At 56.8% G+C, this 15,219-nt stretch carries 13 protein-coding genes; 8 read left to right on the top strand and 5 right to left on the bottom strand.

From position 1 onward, the window contains the following. Window positions 1–14: 14 nt before the first annotated feature. Both ABNS66_RS00535 and ABNS66_RS00530 read right to left on the bottom strand, forming a co-directional pair. On the bottom strand, window positions 15–461 hold the full coding sequence (locus ABNS66_RS00535; RefSeq protein WP_286839751.1) for an ATP-dependent zinc protease: 447 nt from the start codon (window positions 459–461) through the stop codon (window positions 15–17). 146 nt (window positions 462–607) lie between these two features. After that, window positions 608–2,056 carry a coniferyl aldehyde dehydrogenase gene (locus tag ABNS66_RS00530; protein ID WP_286839752.1) on the bottom strand — a complete coding sequence of 483 codons (1,449 nt, stop codon included), beginning with the start codon at window positions 2,054–2,056 and terminating at the stop codon, window positions 608–610. A gap of 118 nt (window positions 2,057–2,174) precedes the next feature. Between ABNS66_RS00530 and ABNS66_RS00525 the strand changes: the two genes are divergently transcribed. After that, complete coding sequence (locus ABNS66_RS00525; protein WP_286695158.1) at window positions 2,175–2,873, top strand: SIMPL domain-containing protein; 699 nt, start codon at window positions 2,175–2,177, stop codon at window positions 2,871–2,873. A gap of 197 nt (window positions 2,874–3,070) precedes the next feature. On the opposite strand, the gene ABNS66_RS00520 is transcribed toward ABNS66_RS00525, so the two are convergent. Continuing rightward, window positions 3,071–3,853 (bottom strand): DUF2889 domain-containing protein, encoded by a 783-nt coding sequence (locus ABNS66_RS00520; protein ID WP_286695157.1) that lies wholly within the window; start codon window positions 3,851–3,853, stop codon window positions 3,071–3,073. A gap of 226 nt (window positions 3,854–4,079) precedes the next feature. Between ABNS66_RS00520 and ABNS66_RS00515 the strand changes: the two genes are divergently transcribed. From ABNS66_RS00515 to ABNS66_RS00505, 3 genes are all read left to right on the top strand, one after another. Next, a complete protein-coding gene (locus tag ABNS66_RS00515; protein WP_204994746.1) occupies window positions 4,080–4,826 on the top strand; it encodes a DUF4126 family protein in 747 nt (248 codons plus the stop codon). 174 nt (window positions 4,827–5,000) lie between these two features. Beyond that, complete coding sequence (locus ABNS66_RS00510) at window positions 5,001–5,840, top strand: OmpA family protein (protein ID WP_286839753.1); 840 nt, start codon at window positions 5,001–5,003, stop codon at window positions 5,838–5,840. A 38-nt stretch (window positions 5,841–5,878) separates the two neighbouring features. After that, a complete protein-coding gene (locus ABNS66_RS00505) occupies window positions 5,879–7,516 on the top strand; it encodes a hypothetical protein (RefSeq protein WP_286839755.1) in 1,638 nt (545 codons plus the stop codon). A gap of 16 nt (window positions 7,517–7,532) precedes the next feature. On the opposite strand, the gene ABNS66_RS00500 is transcribed toward ABNS66_RS00505, so the two are convergent. Further along, entirely contained in the window at window positions 7,533–8,021 is a 489-nt protein-coding gene (locus ABNS66_RS00500; RefSeq protein ID WP_204994743.1) for a MarR family transcriptional regulator, read from the bottom strand. A 90-nt stretch (window positions 8,022–8,111) separates the two neighbouring features. On the opposite strand from ABNS66_RS00500, the gene ABNS66_RS00495 reads away from it, so the two are divergent. Beyond that, the gene (locus ABNS66_RS00495; RefSeq protein WP_286839756.1) at window positions 8,112–9,323 is read left to right on the top strand and encodes a multidrug effflux MFS transporter; all 1,212 of its coding nucleotides are present in this window, start codon (window positions 8,112–8,114) and stop codon (window positions 9,321–9,323) included. Window positions 9,324–9,339: 16 nt separating this feature from the next. On the opposite strand, the gene ABNS66_RS00490 is transcribed toward ABNS66_RS00495, so the two are convergent. Continuing rightward, a complete protein-coding gene (locus ABNS66_RS00490; RefSeq protein WP_204994741.1) occupies window positions 9,340–10,218 on the bottom strand; it encodes a LysR family transcriptional regulator in 879 nt (292 codons plus the stop codon). Between the two features lie 120 nt (window positions 10,219–10,338). On the opposite strand from ABNS66_RS00490, the gene ABNS66_RS00485 reads away from it, so the two are divergent. The 3 genes from ABNS66_RS00485 to ABNS66_RS00475 all read left to right on the top strand — a co-directional run bounded on the left by ABNS66_RS00485 (window position 10,339) and on the right by ABNS66_RS00475 (window position 15,150). Then, window positions 10,339–11,112 (top strand): ferredoxin--NADP reductase, encoded by a 774-nt coding sequence (locus tag ABNS66_RS00485; RefSeq protein WP_286839758.1) that lies wholly within the window; start codon window positions 10,339–10,341, stop codon window positions 11,110–11,112. A 136-nt stretch (window positions 11,113–11,248) separates the two neighbouring features. Then, window positions 11,249–12,382: an alpha/beta fold hydrolase gene (locus ABNS66_RS00480; protein WP_204994739.1), complete on the top strand. Its 1,134-nt coding sequence runs from the start codon at window positions 11,249–11,251 to the stop codon at window positions 12,380–12,382. Window positions 12,383–12,417: 35 nt separating this feature from the next. Next, complete coding sequence (locus ABNS66_RS00475; protein WP_286839762.1) at window positions 12,418–15,150, top strand: CehA/McbA family metallohydrolase; 2,733 nt, start codon at window positions 12,418–12,420, stop codon at window positions 15,148–15,150. The last annotated feature ends 69 nt before the right edge of the window (window positions 15,151–15,219 follow it).

The raw sequence follows: 15,219 nt of genomic DNA, 5'->3' as shown, positions 1-15,219 counted from the left end.
CGGTGCGCAGTGGGTTAAGGCTGGGGCTCGCTCGCACAGTAAGAGCGACTGGGGTCGACAATATAGTTTTTCATTGCCGTGCGCCCAATGAGCATTCGAAACAGCATGTCAGAGCGGTCGGCGAGGGTCATCTCGATAGACAACTGCTGATCGCCGAGCGCAAGGGTTGTTTCAATCACGTAACGCATGCTGCGGTGACCGCCGGAGTCGGTCACCTGGCGGTAGTCTTTAATTTCGGCTTCGCAGCAGACCGTTTCAGTGTCGTCGTGTTGCTGAGGGTGTACTTTAAATTTCACCCAGGACTTGCCGTCGCGGTCGAAGGTTTGAATGTCGAAGGCGTGGAGGGACGAACTGCGGGCGCCGGTGTCGACCTTTGCCTTCAGGTGGCTGATGCCCAGGTCGGGCAGGCCAACCCATTCTCGCCAACCAAGAACGCTTTGTGTTGTTAGAGGTGCTGCCAAGCGATAAGCCTCACGCTGTATTGACGGTATAAAGGGTTATAGCGTTGACCCTAGCATAATGCGCGGATTATGCGCGAACTCGGGGGGGAAGGAGAAGGACTATTTTCAGTAAATGCGGCCGCCGTTTCGGGCGGCCGCATAGGGTGCTACTTACGGATCATGGCGTTCAGTGTTTTGTCTGCCTTGTCACCGTAGGGTGGCAGCATTCCGCCCAGCTTTTGAAAGTTGAGATTACTCTGTTTGTAGACCGCTTTAGCGTGGCTAAATGTGCGGAAACCATCGACGCCATGGTAGTTGCCCATGCCGCTAGGGCCAATGCCGCCAAAGGGCAGGTCTTCACAACTAACATGGAAGATAACGTCGTTAATGGTCACTGCGCCGCTAATGCTGTGGTCGAGAATCCGGCGCTGCTCGGCATCGTCTTTGCCAAAGTAGTACAACGCCAGAGGCCGGGGGCGGGCATTAATGTAGTCCAGACAGTCGTCGAGCTTGCGGTAACTCTTCACGCAAAGAATGGGACCGAACAGCTCCTCTTGCATGACCTTGAGCTCGTCACTGGGATTAACAATGACGGTTAGCGGCAGTTTGTGAGTGCCCTCCTGCTGGTCGAAGTTTTCATTCGCAGGGTTGAACTCGCGAACGTCAGCACCTTGTTCGCGCGCGTCAGCCAGATAGCTCTGTAAGCGCTGGAAGTGGCGGCCATTGACCACGGACGTGTAATCCGCGTTGTCCAGCAGTGAGGGAAACAGACTGCCCAGGTGGTCCATTACCGCGCTGATAAAGTCTTCAAGCTTGGCTTCTGGCACAAACACATAATCTGGCGATAGGCAGACCTGGCCAACGTTCAGAATTTTGCCGTTCACAATACGCTCGGCGGCTTCTTGTAGCGCGTAGCTGTCGCTGATAATCACCGGCGACTTACCGCCCAGCTCCAGCGTGACCGGCGTAAGGTTGTCGGCGGCGGCGCGCATGATATGGCGAGCGATGGAGGTCGCGCCTGTGAAGATGATGTGGTCGAAGGGGGCCGCTGAGAAGCTGGCGCCCACATCGGGGCCACCGTTGATGGCAACCAGCTCATCTTCTTTAAAATATTTGGCAACCAGTTTTTCCACCAGCTCGCCGGTTTTGGGTGTGACTTCCGAGCATTTAATCATCGCGCGGTTGCCTGCGGCCAGCACGCCCGCCAGCGGTGAAAAGATCGTATTAATGGGGAAATTCCAAGTGCCGATAATGCCGACAACGCCCACGGGCTGGTATTCGACACGCGCCTTGCCACCTAACAGATTCATTGGGAAGGGGGCTTTGCGTTTTTCGTGCTTCATCCACTTTTTGAGGTGCTTTTTGCTGTGCTTTAAGCATTCGATAGTGGCATAGATGTCAGACATCAGTGACTGATGGCTGCTGCGGTGGCCAAAGTCTTCACTTAAGGTCGCGACAATTTCGTCGCGGTTGTCGAAGATCAAATCGATCGCGCGCGTCAGTCTGTCGATGCGAGTTTCGGCGCTGACGGCGCCGCCGGCAATGTAGGCATTGCGTTGCTTGTTTAGGATGCGCTGGATATTTTCTGCTGCGCTGTTGTCAACCTGACTGTTCATTGTTGTTCTCCCGCTTGATGAGTGGTGGTGACGCACGTTTATAGCGGCGTCATATTATTGTCCGGGGCATTGCCGCCGGTGTGATTATGGAATGATTCAGAGAAGGAAGCCCAGTCCCATGAAATTGTTGCGAAATGTACTGCTGAGCCTGTCGGTGTGTCTGCCTTTGCCACTGTTGGCGTCGGCGCTCCCCGATGATCCCCATATTGTTGTGCAAGGCTACGGTGAAGTTGAAGCGTTGCCCGATAGCGCCGAATTGCGTCTTCAGGTGTCTGACACGCAGAGCACGGCCTCTGCCGCAAAAGCCAACGTCGACCGACGCGTGGCGGCGGTACTGGCGGCCGCGCGTGCACAAGACATTGCTGATACGGCTATTCGTGCATCGCAGATCCGAGTTCACCCCGACTATGTCTGGGAGGACGGTAAGCGCAGGTTGCGGGGGCAGCGGGTCGAACGCCATGTCGATATTTCGCTGGCTGACCTGAGCCGCTACGGGGATCTTGTGGATGGTTTGATGGCGGCGGGCATCACTGAATTGGGCCAGGTGCAATTTGTTGTCGCCGATCGCGACGTGTTGGCCGAGCGTGCCCTGCTTGCTGCGGTGGCTGACGCTCGCCAGCGGGCGACGGTGCTGGCCAGTAATCTGGGTCGCAAGCTGGGCAAGGTGTACCGCATTGACGCGAGCAGTGCGCCGGCGGTGCCGCGTGGCAACCCCGGCGTGATGATGATGGAGGCGAAAGCCAGTGCCGATGCGCCGATGCTGCTGGGTAAAGAAACCGTGTCGTCGCGTTTGTCGCTGGTGTTTTTGCTCGACTAGCGCGCGGCGGGCATAAAAAAAGCACCCATCATATGGGTGCCAAGCGGGGGTGCTACTATGGAGACGTTCGCTCGCGGCTGCTTGCGTTGAAGCGGTCGCTGTTAAGCATGATTCCACTATAGCCATTGCCCCCATGTCACAATATTCGTAATTGTGCCTATCGCTGTAATGGCTGGCCGCAGGCGGGTATGGTTCACTCAAGGTGTTACGTCCTTGAACGTTAACAAGTGCTGCTCGGCATGACTGAAATCCCGCACAGTGCCGGCCACACGATAGGCCTGTTCTATTTGTGGTGAGGTATAGGTATAGCAGGCGCCATACATAACCTCTCGCGAATCATTAGCCGCCTCGCCGGCCATTGCTTCCAGGTCGTATCGCCGCGCACTGGAAACAAAGTAGGCCTTCTGTAAGGCGAAGGCGGCGCGTTGCTCTTCTCCCTGAAATGCGCGACCGGCCCAGGCTGTAAAGCCTTTGAACAAGACATTCCCCGCGAATTCAGCGGGCTCGAGAATTGTCCAATCACGGCAGCGCCAGCGGTGCACCAGCTCGTCGTTGACGCGGACTTCGGCAATACCACCTTGCTCACCGGTTTCATCATCGATGCGCATATCGTAAACCCGCTCACCTTCACCGCGTGCTGCCTGAGCAATGGCGAGCAGGCAGAGGTCGTAGAGGTGGGTGCAATTGGCGGTTGGATTACTGTGGGCAAGCAGTACCTGGCTGTCTTGCGTGACGGGCAAACCCACCAGGCCCTGCAGTGGCGTGACGGCGCCTGGACAGGTCGAAAAAGGAATGCGCAGTGTCTCCGCATTGATGGCGGTTACCGTGCTGCCGTCGTGGTCCAGGGTTAAGCGAAAACCGTGGTTGTGGTCTTCCAATTCGGCAATCACCTGAAACTCAGAGGCGCGCAGCTGTATTCGGCGGCGAAAGCAGCCGCTTCCGTAGTTGGGATTCTCTGGATAACTGTTGTAGGTCGACATGGTATTTCTCCAAGCTCAACCCTTGATACTACCCGCTCTGCGCGTGCAGTGATTGACCGTTCCGGTCGATTTGGGTGACGCATGAGGTCACTCGCTGACGGCGTGGCTTTTCGCGCCTATTCTCAGTATGTTGGTGACTGCGCAGAATAAAGGCTGATTCTCCCCGCGCCGATGCCAGTTAGGGGGGGATTGCAGCAAACCTGTTGGCCTGGCCGAGGAACGACAAGTGGATGAGTATCAACAGCTAATTAGCCTGATATCGCTGACCATGGGGGTGGCATGGGCCAGTGGCTTGAATCTCTATGCGGCAATTTTGGTGTTGGGCTTGGGCGGTGCCAGTGGCGGCATCGTATTGCCTGAGAATTTACAGGTCGTGCAAGACCCGGCAGTGATTATGGCTGCGGGCCTGATGTACGGGGTGGAATTCTTCGCCGATAAAATTCCCGGTGTTGATACCGGCTGGGACGCGCTGCATACGTTTATCCGTATTCCCGCCGGGGCGCTACTGGCGGCTAATTCATTGGGTGATGTGAGCCCGGCGCTGCAACTCGCTGCGGGCATTGTCGGCGGCTCGGTGACGTCGGTAACCCACGCTGCGAAAGCCAGCAGCCGTATGCTGATCAATACCTCACCAGAGCCGGTAAGCAATTGGGCGGCCTCGATTGGCGAGGATGTCGCCGTGCTCGGCGGCTTGTGGATGGCCTTGAATCACCCGCTGGTGTTCCTGATTCTATTTGTGCTGTTCCTGTTATTGCTGATTTGGCTGCTGCCGAAATTGTGGCGTGGCATCGCGCGCATATTCCGCAAACTGGGCCAGTGGCTGGGCTTGAGCGAGGCCGCCGAGCAGGAAATTGCGCCGGACGAGGGGGAGGCGCTGGCAGACTCGCTCAAAGAGTTAGAGGGCATGCATCGCTCCGGCAGCCTTACCGATGATGAGTTCGCGCAGGCCAAGCAAAAACTATTGCGAAGCTAAGCCCTGCGCACAGGGTTGGGAGCCGCAAAGCCCGGCGGAAATGCCTCCAAACCCCAGACCGAAGCTGCCTTTTGCTCATTGTTGCCGCATAATGTCGCTGTCCTCAGCCCGATTGGGTTGGGGTCACGCACCGTCGTTCCTATTCGCGTTATTGAAAACAACAGAGAGTGCCTCATGTTCAGCCCTTTTTGTCGCCAACGTTTGCTGGCTCTCGGCCTGGTTTTGTTGGGCAGCAGCGTACCTGTTCACGCTGGTTTACTGGCCGACTTGAGCCGAGCATTAGGTTTACTGCCGGTGCTAACGGCGGTGAGCGATACAACAGGGCTGGCTCTGGACGAAACCGTGTTGGCGCTCGACGCCTCCTTGTCGGGAGACTCAGTTTCTATGGCACCGCTAGCCCCTGTTGGGTTGGGAATGTCTGAGCGGGAGCGCTCACAGCTGGCGGCGATGGATGCGCCGGCGAGCCAGGCGCTGGTGGCAGGGCCCCTTGCCGAGGGTGGTGATCAGCCAGCGCTGGGTGAGGTGGAGTACCGTGACCCACGCTATGAAGTTGCCTATGCCCAGACCGGCCCTCTCGATTGCCGCGACGGCGATGGTGATGGCGTTTGTGACCGCGACGACCAATGCCGAAGCACACCGCCGTCACGCCGGGTAATGGCTAATGGCTGTCATTTGGAATCGGCAAGCCCGTTGCGTCTGGATGGGGTGCATTTTGCCAGTGGCCGCTGGCAGTTGAGTCCGTCCGCGAAAGCCGTGTTGAACTTGGTGGTGGATGTCCTGCGTGAAGCGCCTTCGGGGCGCATTGAAATTGCCGGTCATACCGATAGCTCGGGCAGCGAGGCCTATAATCTTCGCCTGTCTGAGCGCCGTGCGGGAGCCGTTCGCGACTACTTAATAAGGAAAGGGGTTAGCGGCGAGCGTTTGCGAGCAAGAGGGTATGGCGAAGCGCAGCCGGTAAGTTCAGCCGAGCCGGCGCGCAACCGCCGTGTTGAGCTTCGCCTGCAAGCTGAATAGTTAGTGACGCCTATAATTCCAGTCTAAGGAGAAAGAACATGGCAATTGATTTGCCACCCGTGATGCCGCCGCAGTTGGCGACGCAACAACAAGTCGAGTTTGCGAAACAATACCAGGGTAGCTACGTGCAGAGGGAGATTAACGGTGTGTTGCTGCGTGTTCAGGAAGCGCCTTACCTTTCAGAGACACAGCTGCAGGCGATCCTGGACGGCGCAGATAGCCCCTCTGCCGCGATCACCGCATTGAGTCGCCGCTACTACAATATGGGGCACCTGTTAGTGGGGCTGAGTTATTTCCGGCTTGGCGACACCGTGACGGTAATGGTCTCCCAAAATCGTGTGAAGGGCCTTCGAGGTGCGCCCTTGCTCACCCACTTTTTCTCCGGCCTGGTCGGTGATGACAACCTGCAACTGCACGAGTTTGACCGCGCTCGGGTGCCCGCGTCGATATACGCGGAGCGAGCGGGGCTGGAGTACAGCATTAGCTACGAGGCCCATGCCGACAACGAGGTGATTCTGGACTTCGTAGAGCGTGAGGCTGCCGATAGCGATGCCACGGATGTTGATGTGGAGCTCAATAACCGCGGTAGCAGGTTTTTGGGGCGATATTTTGCCCGTGTAGGCCTTGCCCACCGTTTCGCCACTGGCACCGAACTGAAGGCCAATGCGCAAACGGTTATTCGCGACTGGGGTGAGACCGGTGATGGCGATGATTACCAGCAAGTCGAGGTTAGCGTCGACCAGCCGTTACGCTACGGGCTCTACGGCATTGATCTATCCTATATTCGTTATGAGCGCGCCCCCGAGGTTGTCGTAACGAGCAGCGGGGGTGGGTTTTGCCTGCCGCCATTGATCAGCTGTCCTATTCAACAGCAGGTGCTGACACTGCCGTTGGATGCCGAGATTCAGCAGGCAAGTCTGCGTGGTGAGCAACTGCTGTTTAGTAACCCCCTGCGCCGTTTCAATGTCTTTGAGCGCCTCTCCTATGTGGACTCACGCATTGAGCCCCAAGCCGGTGGTGATGCGCTTTTGGAGGAACGCTTCGTGTCGCTGGAGCTCGGTGCGCGCTATACCCTGCGCGAGCAGTGGTTGGGTCGCCCGGTATTCGCGCGAATGGAGTTTGCCACGGAGCTGGGGCTGAGCGATGACGATGGCAGTCTTGGCCAAGAGCCAACAGCGAAGGTTGCGATTGGCCGACGCAGCGCCGAGTATCTAATAGCCAAGCCCGCGGTGGCGATGACGCTTGCACTGAATGGCAGCACGGAGTTGCGGCTGTCGGCGCAGGGACAATGGTCCGACAATACGCAACTGCCTCAGCAGCGCCAGTGGGTGCTGGGTGGCGGCAGCAGCTTGTCAGCCTGGTTGCCGGGCACGCTCGTTGGCGATGACGGTGTGCACGCCAGTATGGCGATTCAGCGAGAGTACGCATGGCGCGATCTTACGTTAACGCCTGCGCTGTTTGTTGAGTATGGTGCCGCCAGGTTTACTGACACCGACGATGAACTCGGCGAATGGCAAAACCTGGCCGATGCAGGCCTTGGGGTGAGCTTGGAGATGCCCTATGGTTTGAGTAGTCACTGGGTGGCGGCAGTGCCCCTGGCCGATGACGTCGACGACGAGGCGCGCCTGGATAGCAAGGAAGTCGATTTCTATTGGAGCTTGCGCTGGCAGTGGTAGGCGGCTAAGCGCACTCTTAGCGCGCCAACAGCTGATCCAGTAATTGGCTAAGCTGTTGGCGCTGATCATCAGTCAGTGGTGCGAGCCACTGTTTTTGCAGCTCACACAGTGTTGTCATCGCCTGTTCAGCACGGCGTATTCCCGAAGGACTGAGTTTCACTAATTGGCTGCGGCCATCATCGGGATTGGCAGGGCGCTCAATCAAGCCCGCCGTTTCCAGCCGTTTCAGCAGCTTGGTTAAACCGCCGCTGCTCATCAACAAGGCCTTGCACAGTGCCGTCGGGCTAACGCAGTGCGGCGGCGGTTGGCGGCGCAGTGCCGCGAGCACATCAAACTCTGCTGGCAATAGGTTGTGGCTGGCTAGCTGCTCGCTGCCGGCACGCAAATAGTCATCGGCGCTTCGCAGCAGTCTCAATATCGAAGGTTGGCAATCTCTGTAGGCTTGGGGCCAGTTCTCGCGTTGCTGTTCACGCAGCTCGGCAATGCCTATGCGTCGGTCGTCCATCGCGTTGTTTCCGTCGTGTGGGAACAGAATTTTATCTTGCTAGAAAGATAGTTGCCAGTTACTCTGCTCGCTTGCCTAACTGGAGCCGTTATGAACTCGCGAGCGGTGTCGCTGCCCATCACCTTTCTGCTAGCGTCGATTTTTGCCTTGTCACCTCTGGCTATCGACCTGTATTTGCCGACAATTCCGGCTATCGCCCGGGACTTTTCTGTGCCGGTGCAGCAGCTGGCGATCACCGTAAGTCTGTATATTTTGGGCCTGAGCTTTGGACAGTTTTGCGGTGGGCCCCTCAGTGACTACTGGGGCCGCCGGCCGGTGTTATTTGGTGGTTTGGCGATCTTTTTTGTCGCCAGCTTAATTCTGGCCTTCGCTGAGAGCCTGGAGGTCTTTTGGTTTGCCCGGGTATTGCAGGCTGTCGGCGGTGGCTTTGCTTCGGTTGTGGTGCCGGCGATTATTCGCGATAACACGGAGGGGCAGGCGACTGCCAAACTGTTCGCACTGATCGCGTTGATTACGATCTTCGCGCCTGCCATCGCGCCAGCACTGGGCACCCTGCTCTATACCTTGAGCGGCTGGCGAGCCGTTTTTGTTGCCCTGGCGGCCTACGCCTCTGTGGTGCTGCTGGCAACGTGGCGCTTCCTCCACGTTACCGACGCCTCAGCATTGCCGGGGCCGGCGCAGAGTTTGTTGCAGCGCTATCGTCATGTGTTGCGCCACCGCGTGGCCATGCGCTACGTGTTGGTACAAGGCCTGACTTTCGCGGTGATGATGACCTTCCTGGTCAATTCCGCGGTGGTGTATATGGAGCACTACGGACAGAGCGAGGCGGTGTTTTCGATACTGTTTGCAGCCAATATTGTTACCCTGGCGATCGCCAACCGGGTGAATAACTATCTGCTCAATACCTTGCCTGCGGCCAAAATACTCTATGGTGCGGTGATGCTGCAGGGGCTGGCGTGCCTCGGTTTGCTGCTTGTCACACCGTTTAACCCGCCCTTGTGGTTAGTGGTCGGGCTAATTGTGGTGAGTGTGGGTGCTCTGGGTGGGGTTATGGGCAATACCCAGGCCTGCTGTTTGCACTTTTTCCCCAAGCACAGCGGTATTGCTTCGGCGTTGCTGGGCAGTGGCCAGTATTTAATTGGCGCGCTTGTCAGCGCTCTGTCCACGCGTTTTGTCAGTGACCAGCTGTGGCCGATGACGATAACCATGGCGCTTTGCTCTGTGCTGGCGCTAATAGTCTTGCCGCGCCCCTCTCTCTACGCTCGCCAGGTGGAAGCGGATAGTTATGCAGAGGCTCACTAGGGCCTGTTAACAGGCCCTAACTGTTTTGGCATAGCTCGAGCCAGCGAATGATCCCCTCGCTGCGGTATTTTTGGCGGTGCAAAATGAAGTAGAAGTTGCGTCGCAGGTCCCGGCTCGGCGTGGGGAGAGCGATGATGCGGCCGCTATCTATGGCCGCTTCCAGTGAGACGCGTGACAGGCAGCCGATGCCCAGGCCGTTCTCGACCGCGCGTTTGATCGCTTCTGTATGTTGCAGCTCCAGGCCAATTGTCATGTTTGGCAGCAGATCGTGCATGGCGCGATCAAACGCTTGGCGTGTACCCGAACCCGGCTCGCGCAGTATCCACTGAGCCTTTACAAGGTCGTCGTCCGTCAGTGAGCTTTTCTTGGCAAGTGGGTGCAGCGGGCTGCAGAACACTTGCAGCTCGTCCTCTCGCCAGGGCGTTACCTCCAAGTCGGGGTGTTGGAACTCTCCTTCAATCAGCCCCATATCCAAATTAAAACTGAGTACCTGTTGGCCGATGGCCTCGGTGTTGGCGACATGCAGCTGCACGCTCGCGCTGGGGTGGCGTTGAATGAACTCCGCCATGATGTCCACGGCAAGGTAATTACCAATGGTCAGCGTAGCGCCAATTTTAATTTCACCAATGCAGTCATGCTGTTTAAAGGCGTGTTCTAAGGCCTGTGCCTGGTCGAGTAAAGATTCTGCTTGCGGCCTGAGGGCGCGGCCTAACTCATTGATTTGCAGTCGTTTACCGACGCGGTCAAACAATTGAATAGAAAACTGTTTCTCCAGATCTTTTAGTGCGCTGGACGCGGCGGACTGGGACATTGATAGCTGTTGGGCGGCGCGAGTGATGTTCTCGGTATGGGCGGCCGCGAGAAAGACTTCTAGCTGGCGAAGTGTGTAATGCATATCAATTGATCCGATTATTTAAATTCAAATAAGTTGTTTTACCGATATATTAGCCGCGACGTAAAGTAACTGCAAATTCAGTGGCAGCAGCCAAGTAGCACAGTATCAACGAGGTGAGCAATGAAGACGATAAGTTCTGAGCGAGTAACGAGCGTGCACCATTGGAATGATACGCTGTTCAGCTTTAAAACCAGCCGTGACCCCTCATTCAGATATAAAAACGGTCACTTCACAATGATCGGTTTACCGCAGGCCGGACGCCCGCTGATGCGTGCCTACAGCCTGGTGAGTGCTAACTACGAAGAAGAGCTGGAGTTTTTCAGTATTAAGGTTCCCGATGGGCCGCTGACGTCGCAATTGCAAAAAATACGCGTGGGCGACGAGGTGCTGGTGAGCCGTAAACCGACCGGAACATTGATAGCAGACAATCTGTTGCCCGGGCGCAACTTATACCTGCTCTCTACGGGAACCGGTTTAGCGCCCTTCATGAGTCTGATTAAAGACCCGGAGCTCTACGAGCAGTACGATAAGGTGATTTTAACCCACGGCGTTCGTTACCAGAGCGAGCTGGCTTACCAAAAGCTGATTTGTGAAGAGCTGCCCGGCAACGAGTACTTTGGCGACCTGGTGCGCGAAAAGCTGTTGTATTACCCAACGGTAACCCGAGAGGCGTATCGCAACAATGGCCGCTTAACAGACTTAATACGCTGCGGAAAACTCATGTCCGATGTGGGTTTGCCGGCCCTGAATCCCGAACATGATCGCTTCATGTTGTGCGGCAGCCCGGCCATGCTAAAGGAGAGTACGCAGTTGCTCGACAGCCTGGGATTTCGCGAAACGCGCGCGGGCGACTACGGGCACTACGTGATTGAGCGGGCATTTGTTGAGCACTGAGGCTGGGAGAGGCGTGGTCGCGGGATAAAAAAGTTGCCTCTGGCTGCTTTTTTATCCCGATATTGATGGCGAATGTGGAGTCGCGGCGCGGCTCTTGTTAAGTTACGGCTTTCTGTTTCTCGTAAGATAGCCGCATATGTTAAAGAAAATTCTTTTGGCACTCTTGGTGCTCGTCGGGGCGGCTGCCGCCGTATTTGTCTTTACTAAAAAGCCTGAACCTCTGGCGGCTGATTCGGCGTCGGCGCAGTGGTTGCAAGCCGGCCCCCAAGAAGTGACATTTTTTGATGTCACGCTTGTAGACGACACGCGGCCTATGCAGGCGAACGGCGATTTTTCCGGTAGCGATGAGCGCGAGCTGAAAACGCGTATATGGCTGCCCGAGGTGCTGCATGGTCGCGCACCGCTGGTGATATATAGCCACGGCTTTATGTCGGACCGAACCGGCGGCCGTTATTTGGCCGAGCATTTGGCCAGCCACGGTTATATTGTAGCGGCAATGGACTACCCGCTTACCAATTTTAATGCCCCTGGCGGCCCATTGGTAAAAGACGTGGTGAATCAGCCCGGAGATATCAGCTTCCTGATTGACCAATTCCTAAGCTGGAATGCCGAGCAGGGCAACCAGTTCTACCAGCATATTGATGACTCGCGTATTGCCGCTATTGGATTGTCGCTGGGCGGCATGACATCGACAATGGTCGCCTTTCATCCGCGTTTGCACGACCCCCGTGTCAGTGCGGCGGTATCGATTGCCGGCCCCAGCTACATGTTTGGCCCTGCTTTTTTCCAGAGCCGACCACTGCCTTTTATGATGGTAGCCTCGCCCATAGACCCGATGATCAGCTATCAGGATAATGCCGCCGATATTCCCCAGAGGGTGCCCGGTGCGACACTGGTTACCATTGATGGCGCTTCGCACACTGGCTTTGCCAGTTTGGCTCGTGCCCTGCGATGGATGGACAACCCGGACAGCTTGGGCTGCCGACAAGTCAATCAAGGCTTAGAAAAAACCGAAGACGATGATTGGAGTCACGAATTAGGCAGCCTGGAAGAGGGCTTAATTTTTGCTGAGCAGCCCAAGCTGTGTACGCAGATGCCGCTGCCGACGGCGATGAACCCGATTCGTCAGCACTGGCTAAATACCCTGGCGATTTATGCATTCTTAGAATCACATTTCGCTTTAGGCCAGCAGCAGCGTGTGGCTGCTAAGCGTTTTCTTGGTGAGCAACTGCCGGCCGAGCAAACAGATGTCAGCGTACAGCTGCCATAACTCATATTGGGGCCTTTCATGAAAAAGGATATTTAATGACTCGTCCCCCTCGCTTTTTTTGCCGCGCGCGAGCCTTGCTCGCCGTATGTTTCTGCGGACTAACCTCTGCGGTGTTGGCGCAATCGTTAGTTCGTCCGCCGCTGGAATTTTTACCTGATGTGGATGCCGAGCCGGAGGCGGTATCGTCACTGTTGCGGGCCGAGCAAATGCAGCTGGCTAAGATGGATAGCTATCCCCGCGGTGGGCCCGATGCGATTGCCGGCGTGGGTGATTGGTGGCTGAGTAACGGTGTACTTTGCGCGGCGATAAGTGATGTAGAACACGATGCGGGCATCGTCAGCGGTGGTGGCAGCTTGGTCGATCTCGGTTACTGTGACCGGGACGATGACCAGTGGAGCTACGCCAATTTCCTGACGGGTTTGAGCAAAGACACCGCGATTCCCGTGCAGCGCATTCACGCCGAAATTCGTGATGGCGGTGCCGAAATCGTTACCCTAGGCCAGCGCGATGGCTTGCGTCAGATTGTTCGCTACCGTCTTGAGGAAGACAGTCAAACGCTGAACGTGCAGGTAGAGATAAGCCGCTACGCCGAGGGGCCGGCACTGCGTTTGAGCGGTTTGTTTACCCTCTACTCGCAGCGGGCACTGTCGCCCTTTAGCTATTCGAGCTATGCGCCAGAGGCGACACTGGGCTTTGCACAAAAGCAGATAGATCGCCACGACACCGCTTCGTTGATCAATGGTCTCATGCCCGCAGACTGGAATATTCTGGTTGGCAGTGACGCCTATGAGGCCGGGGTCAGCTATGGCGTCCAGCTTGAGTCTGCTGAGCTGATTACTGCCAGTGGCACGCGACGCTCGCTGCCTACGTTCCTGGCGGTGTTTCCCGATTACAGCATGCACGGCTGGATGACGCGCCCGTTGTGGATGCAAAGTGAGCGCCTGAACTGGTTGTCGATGTTGCAGAATCGATTTATGGATATCGACAAAAAGGAGCGCTTGCTCGCCAATTTTAATGTGGTGGTAGGCAAGCGCAGCGACGTGGCATCGGTCACCGACCAGATCTATCGGGGTCCCGAGCTGCGCGGCTATAGCAGCCACCAAGCGGTGTCCTTTTCGGTGTGGGACCGGCATGAAAGAGCCGTAACGCAGGTGCGCCCAAATGCCGATGGTAGTTTTCGCGTGCGCCTGCCCGATCGTGCCCAGCGCGTCAGGGTTAGCGCAGTGACCCCCTGGGGGCAGCGCAAAGCGAGAGAGCTCTCGGTGGTGGATAGCCGCAATGACTCGGGACGTTGGGTGTTTACCCAAAATGGTGAACTCAGTTTGCCTCGCAATGTTGCCATGAGTTTGTATTTTTTTGGTGTGGATGGCACGGCCGATCCCGAGTTTGGTGACGACTTACTGGCGTTTTCTGAAGGGGGGATTGCCCTGCGCAATGAAGACCAGGGGAATCGCATTGACCTTGCCGGCGTTCCCTCTGACCCCGAGCGTATTTCTCTACCCGAGGGGCACTACCGCGTGCTGGTGGGGCGCGGAATTGAATATGACATCGAAGAATACCTGCTGACCGTTGTCGCCGGGCAGCGCAGTGAATTGCCTATTCGGCCGCCCCAGCGGGCGTGGTATAGCGAAGACTGGCGAAGCGCTGATTTACACGTTCACAGTGGCGCCAGCTTTGATTCCGTACTGCCCCTGCAAGAGCGTCTGCGCAGCTTTGCCGCGCAGGGCGCCGAACTTCTGGTCGCTTCAGAGCACAATCGCATTGTCGATGGTCGCAATGCGGTGGCGGCGATGGGCTTGAACGGGGTGCTGCAGCTTGTAGTAGGCAGTGAGTTCACGGGTATGGCGCACACCGCCGAGGCGCCGTTCACAATCGGCCACAGTAATGCATTTCCCCTGCAGGCGCGGCCGGAGCAATACGCTGGCGGTATTCCTAAAATTGAAGGTAGGGCGCTGCGCGAATTGATTGCCGATGTTAAGCGTCGCGATCCGGGCGCGTTGTTTCAGCTAAACCATCCACGGGCTGTCGCTCCGCTAGACACTGACTTGGCGTTTTTCGAGCACCTTTCTGTCGGGAAAGAGTATGACCCTGCGCTGCCCTTGAATAGTGAGAACAATAACAGCCTGCTGAAGGTGGACCCGGCCAGCGGTGCCCGCGATATTGATTTTGACTTGTTGGAAGTGCTCAACGGCAGTGAGTTTGCGGTGTATGAGGCAGTGCGTGACGACTGGTTCTCGCTGCTGAACCAGGGCGCCCGACGCGGTGCGACGGGAAATAGCGACTCCCATGGTCGTCGTCAGCACGCTGCGATCCCAAGAAATTATATTTATCTGCCGGAGTCCGGCGGCTTGCCCATCAGCGAGGCAGCGCTGGTGGAGGCGCTGTCAGAGGGGCGCAGCTTTATGACGACCGGCCCGTTCATGGCGCTCACTCTGCGAGAGGGTGACCAACAAGCGGGTATTGGCGATACCTTCGCGGGGCGTAGGGCAGAGCTGCATGTGCAGCTGCGCTCGGCGCCCTGGGTCGAGCTGGAGCAGATGACAATCTGGGTAAACGGTCGCATATATCGTCAGCTGCCATGCCGGGCTAACGACCACAAAGTAATCGAGCTGGTGGTCGAGGAGGATGCCTGGGTAGTGGTTGAGGTAAGCGGGCCTGCGGGCGACCGTTACCGCCAGCTTTACCCCGGTTTGCATCCGCTGGCACTGAGTAACCCCATTTACTTTGATGCCAATCGAGATGGAAAGTGGCGCGCACCGCTGAACTAGGACTACTATTTAATTGTCATAAGCCACAGTAATAATACTGGATGTGAATAGTGGCCCTTTTTTATTGGA

The sequence above is a fragment of the uncultured Spongiibacter sp. genome (assembly GCF_964011655.1).
GTDB classification, from domain to species: Bacteria; Pseudomonadota; Gammaproteobacteria; order Pseudomonadales; family Spongiibacteraceae; genus Spongiibacter; species Spongiibacter marinus.
This window is presented reverse-complemented; position numbering and strand designations above follow the sequence as displayed.

Bases quoted from the DNA above. Each gene is read 5' to 3' on its own strand.
- ABNS66_RS00480 (WP_204994739.1), top strand. From the start codon at position 11,249: ATGTTAAAGAAAATTCTTTTGGCACTCTTGGTGCTCGTCGGGGCGGCT.
- ABNS66_RS00505 (WP_286839755.1), top strand. From the start codon at position 5,879: ATGGCAATTGATTTGCCACCCGTGATGCCGCCGCAGTTGGCGACGCAA.
- ABNS66_RS00475 (WP_286839762.1), top strand. From the start codon at position 12,418: ATGACTCGTCCCCCTCGCTTTTTTTGCCGCGCGCGAGCCTTGCTCGCC.
- ABNS66_RS00525 (WP_286695158.1), top strand. From the start codon at position 2,175: ATGAAATTGTTGCGAAATGTACTGCTGAGCCTGTCGGTGTGTCTGCCT.
- ABNS66_RS00485 (WP_286839758.1), top strand. From the start codon at position 10,339: ATGAAGACGATAAGTTCTGAGCGAGTAACGAGCGTGCACCATTGGAAT.
- ABNS66_RS00520 (WP_286695157.1), bottom strand. From the start codon at position 3,853: ATGTCGACCTACAACAGTTATCCAGAGAATCCCAACTACGGAAGCGGC.
- ABNS66_RS00495 (WP_286839756.1), top strand. From the start codon at position 8,112: ATGAACTCGCGAGCGGTGTCGCTGCCCATCACCTTTCTGCTAGCGTCG.
- ABNS66_RS00510 (WP_286839753.1), top strand. From the start codon at position 5,001: ATGTTCAGCCCTTTTTGTCGCCAACGTTTGCTGGCTCTCGGCCTGGTT.
- ABNS66_RS00490 (WP_204994741.1), bottom strand. From the start codon at position 10,218: ATGCATTACACACTTCGCCAGCTAGAAGTCTTTCTCGCGGCCGCCCAT.
- ABNS66_RS00530 (WP_286839752.1), bottom strand. From the start codon at position 2,056: ATGAACAGTCAGGTTGACAACAGCGCAGCAGAAAATATCCAGCGCATC.
- ABNS66_RS00500 (WP_204994743.1), bottom strand. From the start codon at position 8,021: ATGGACGACCGACGCATAGGCATTGCCGAGCTGCGTGAACAGCAACGC.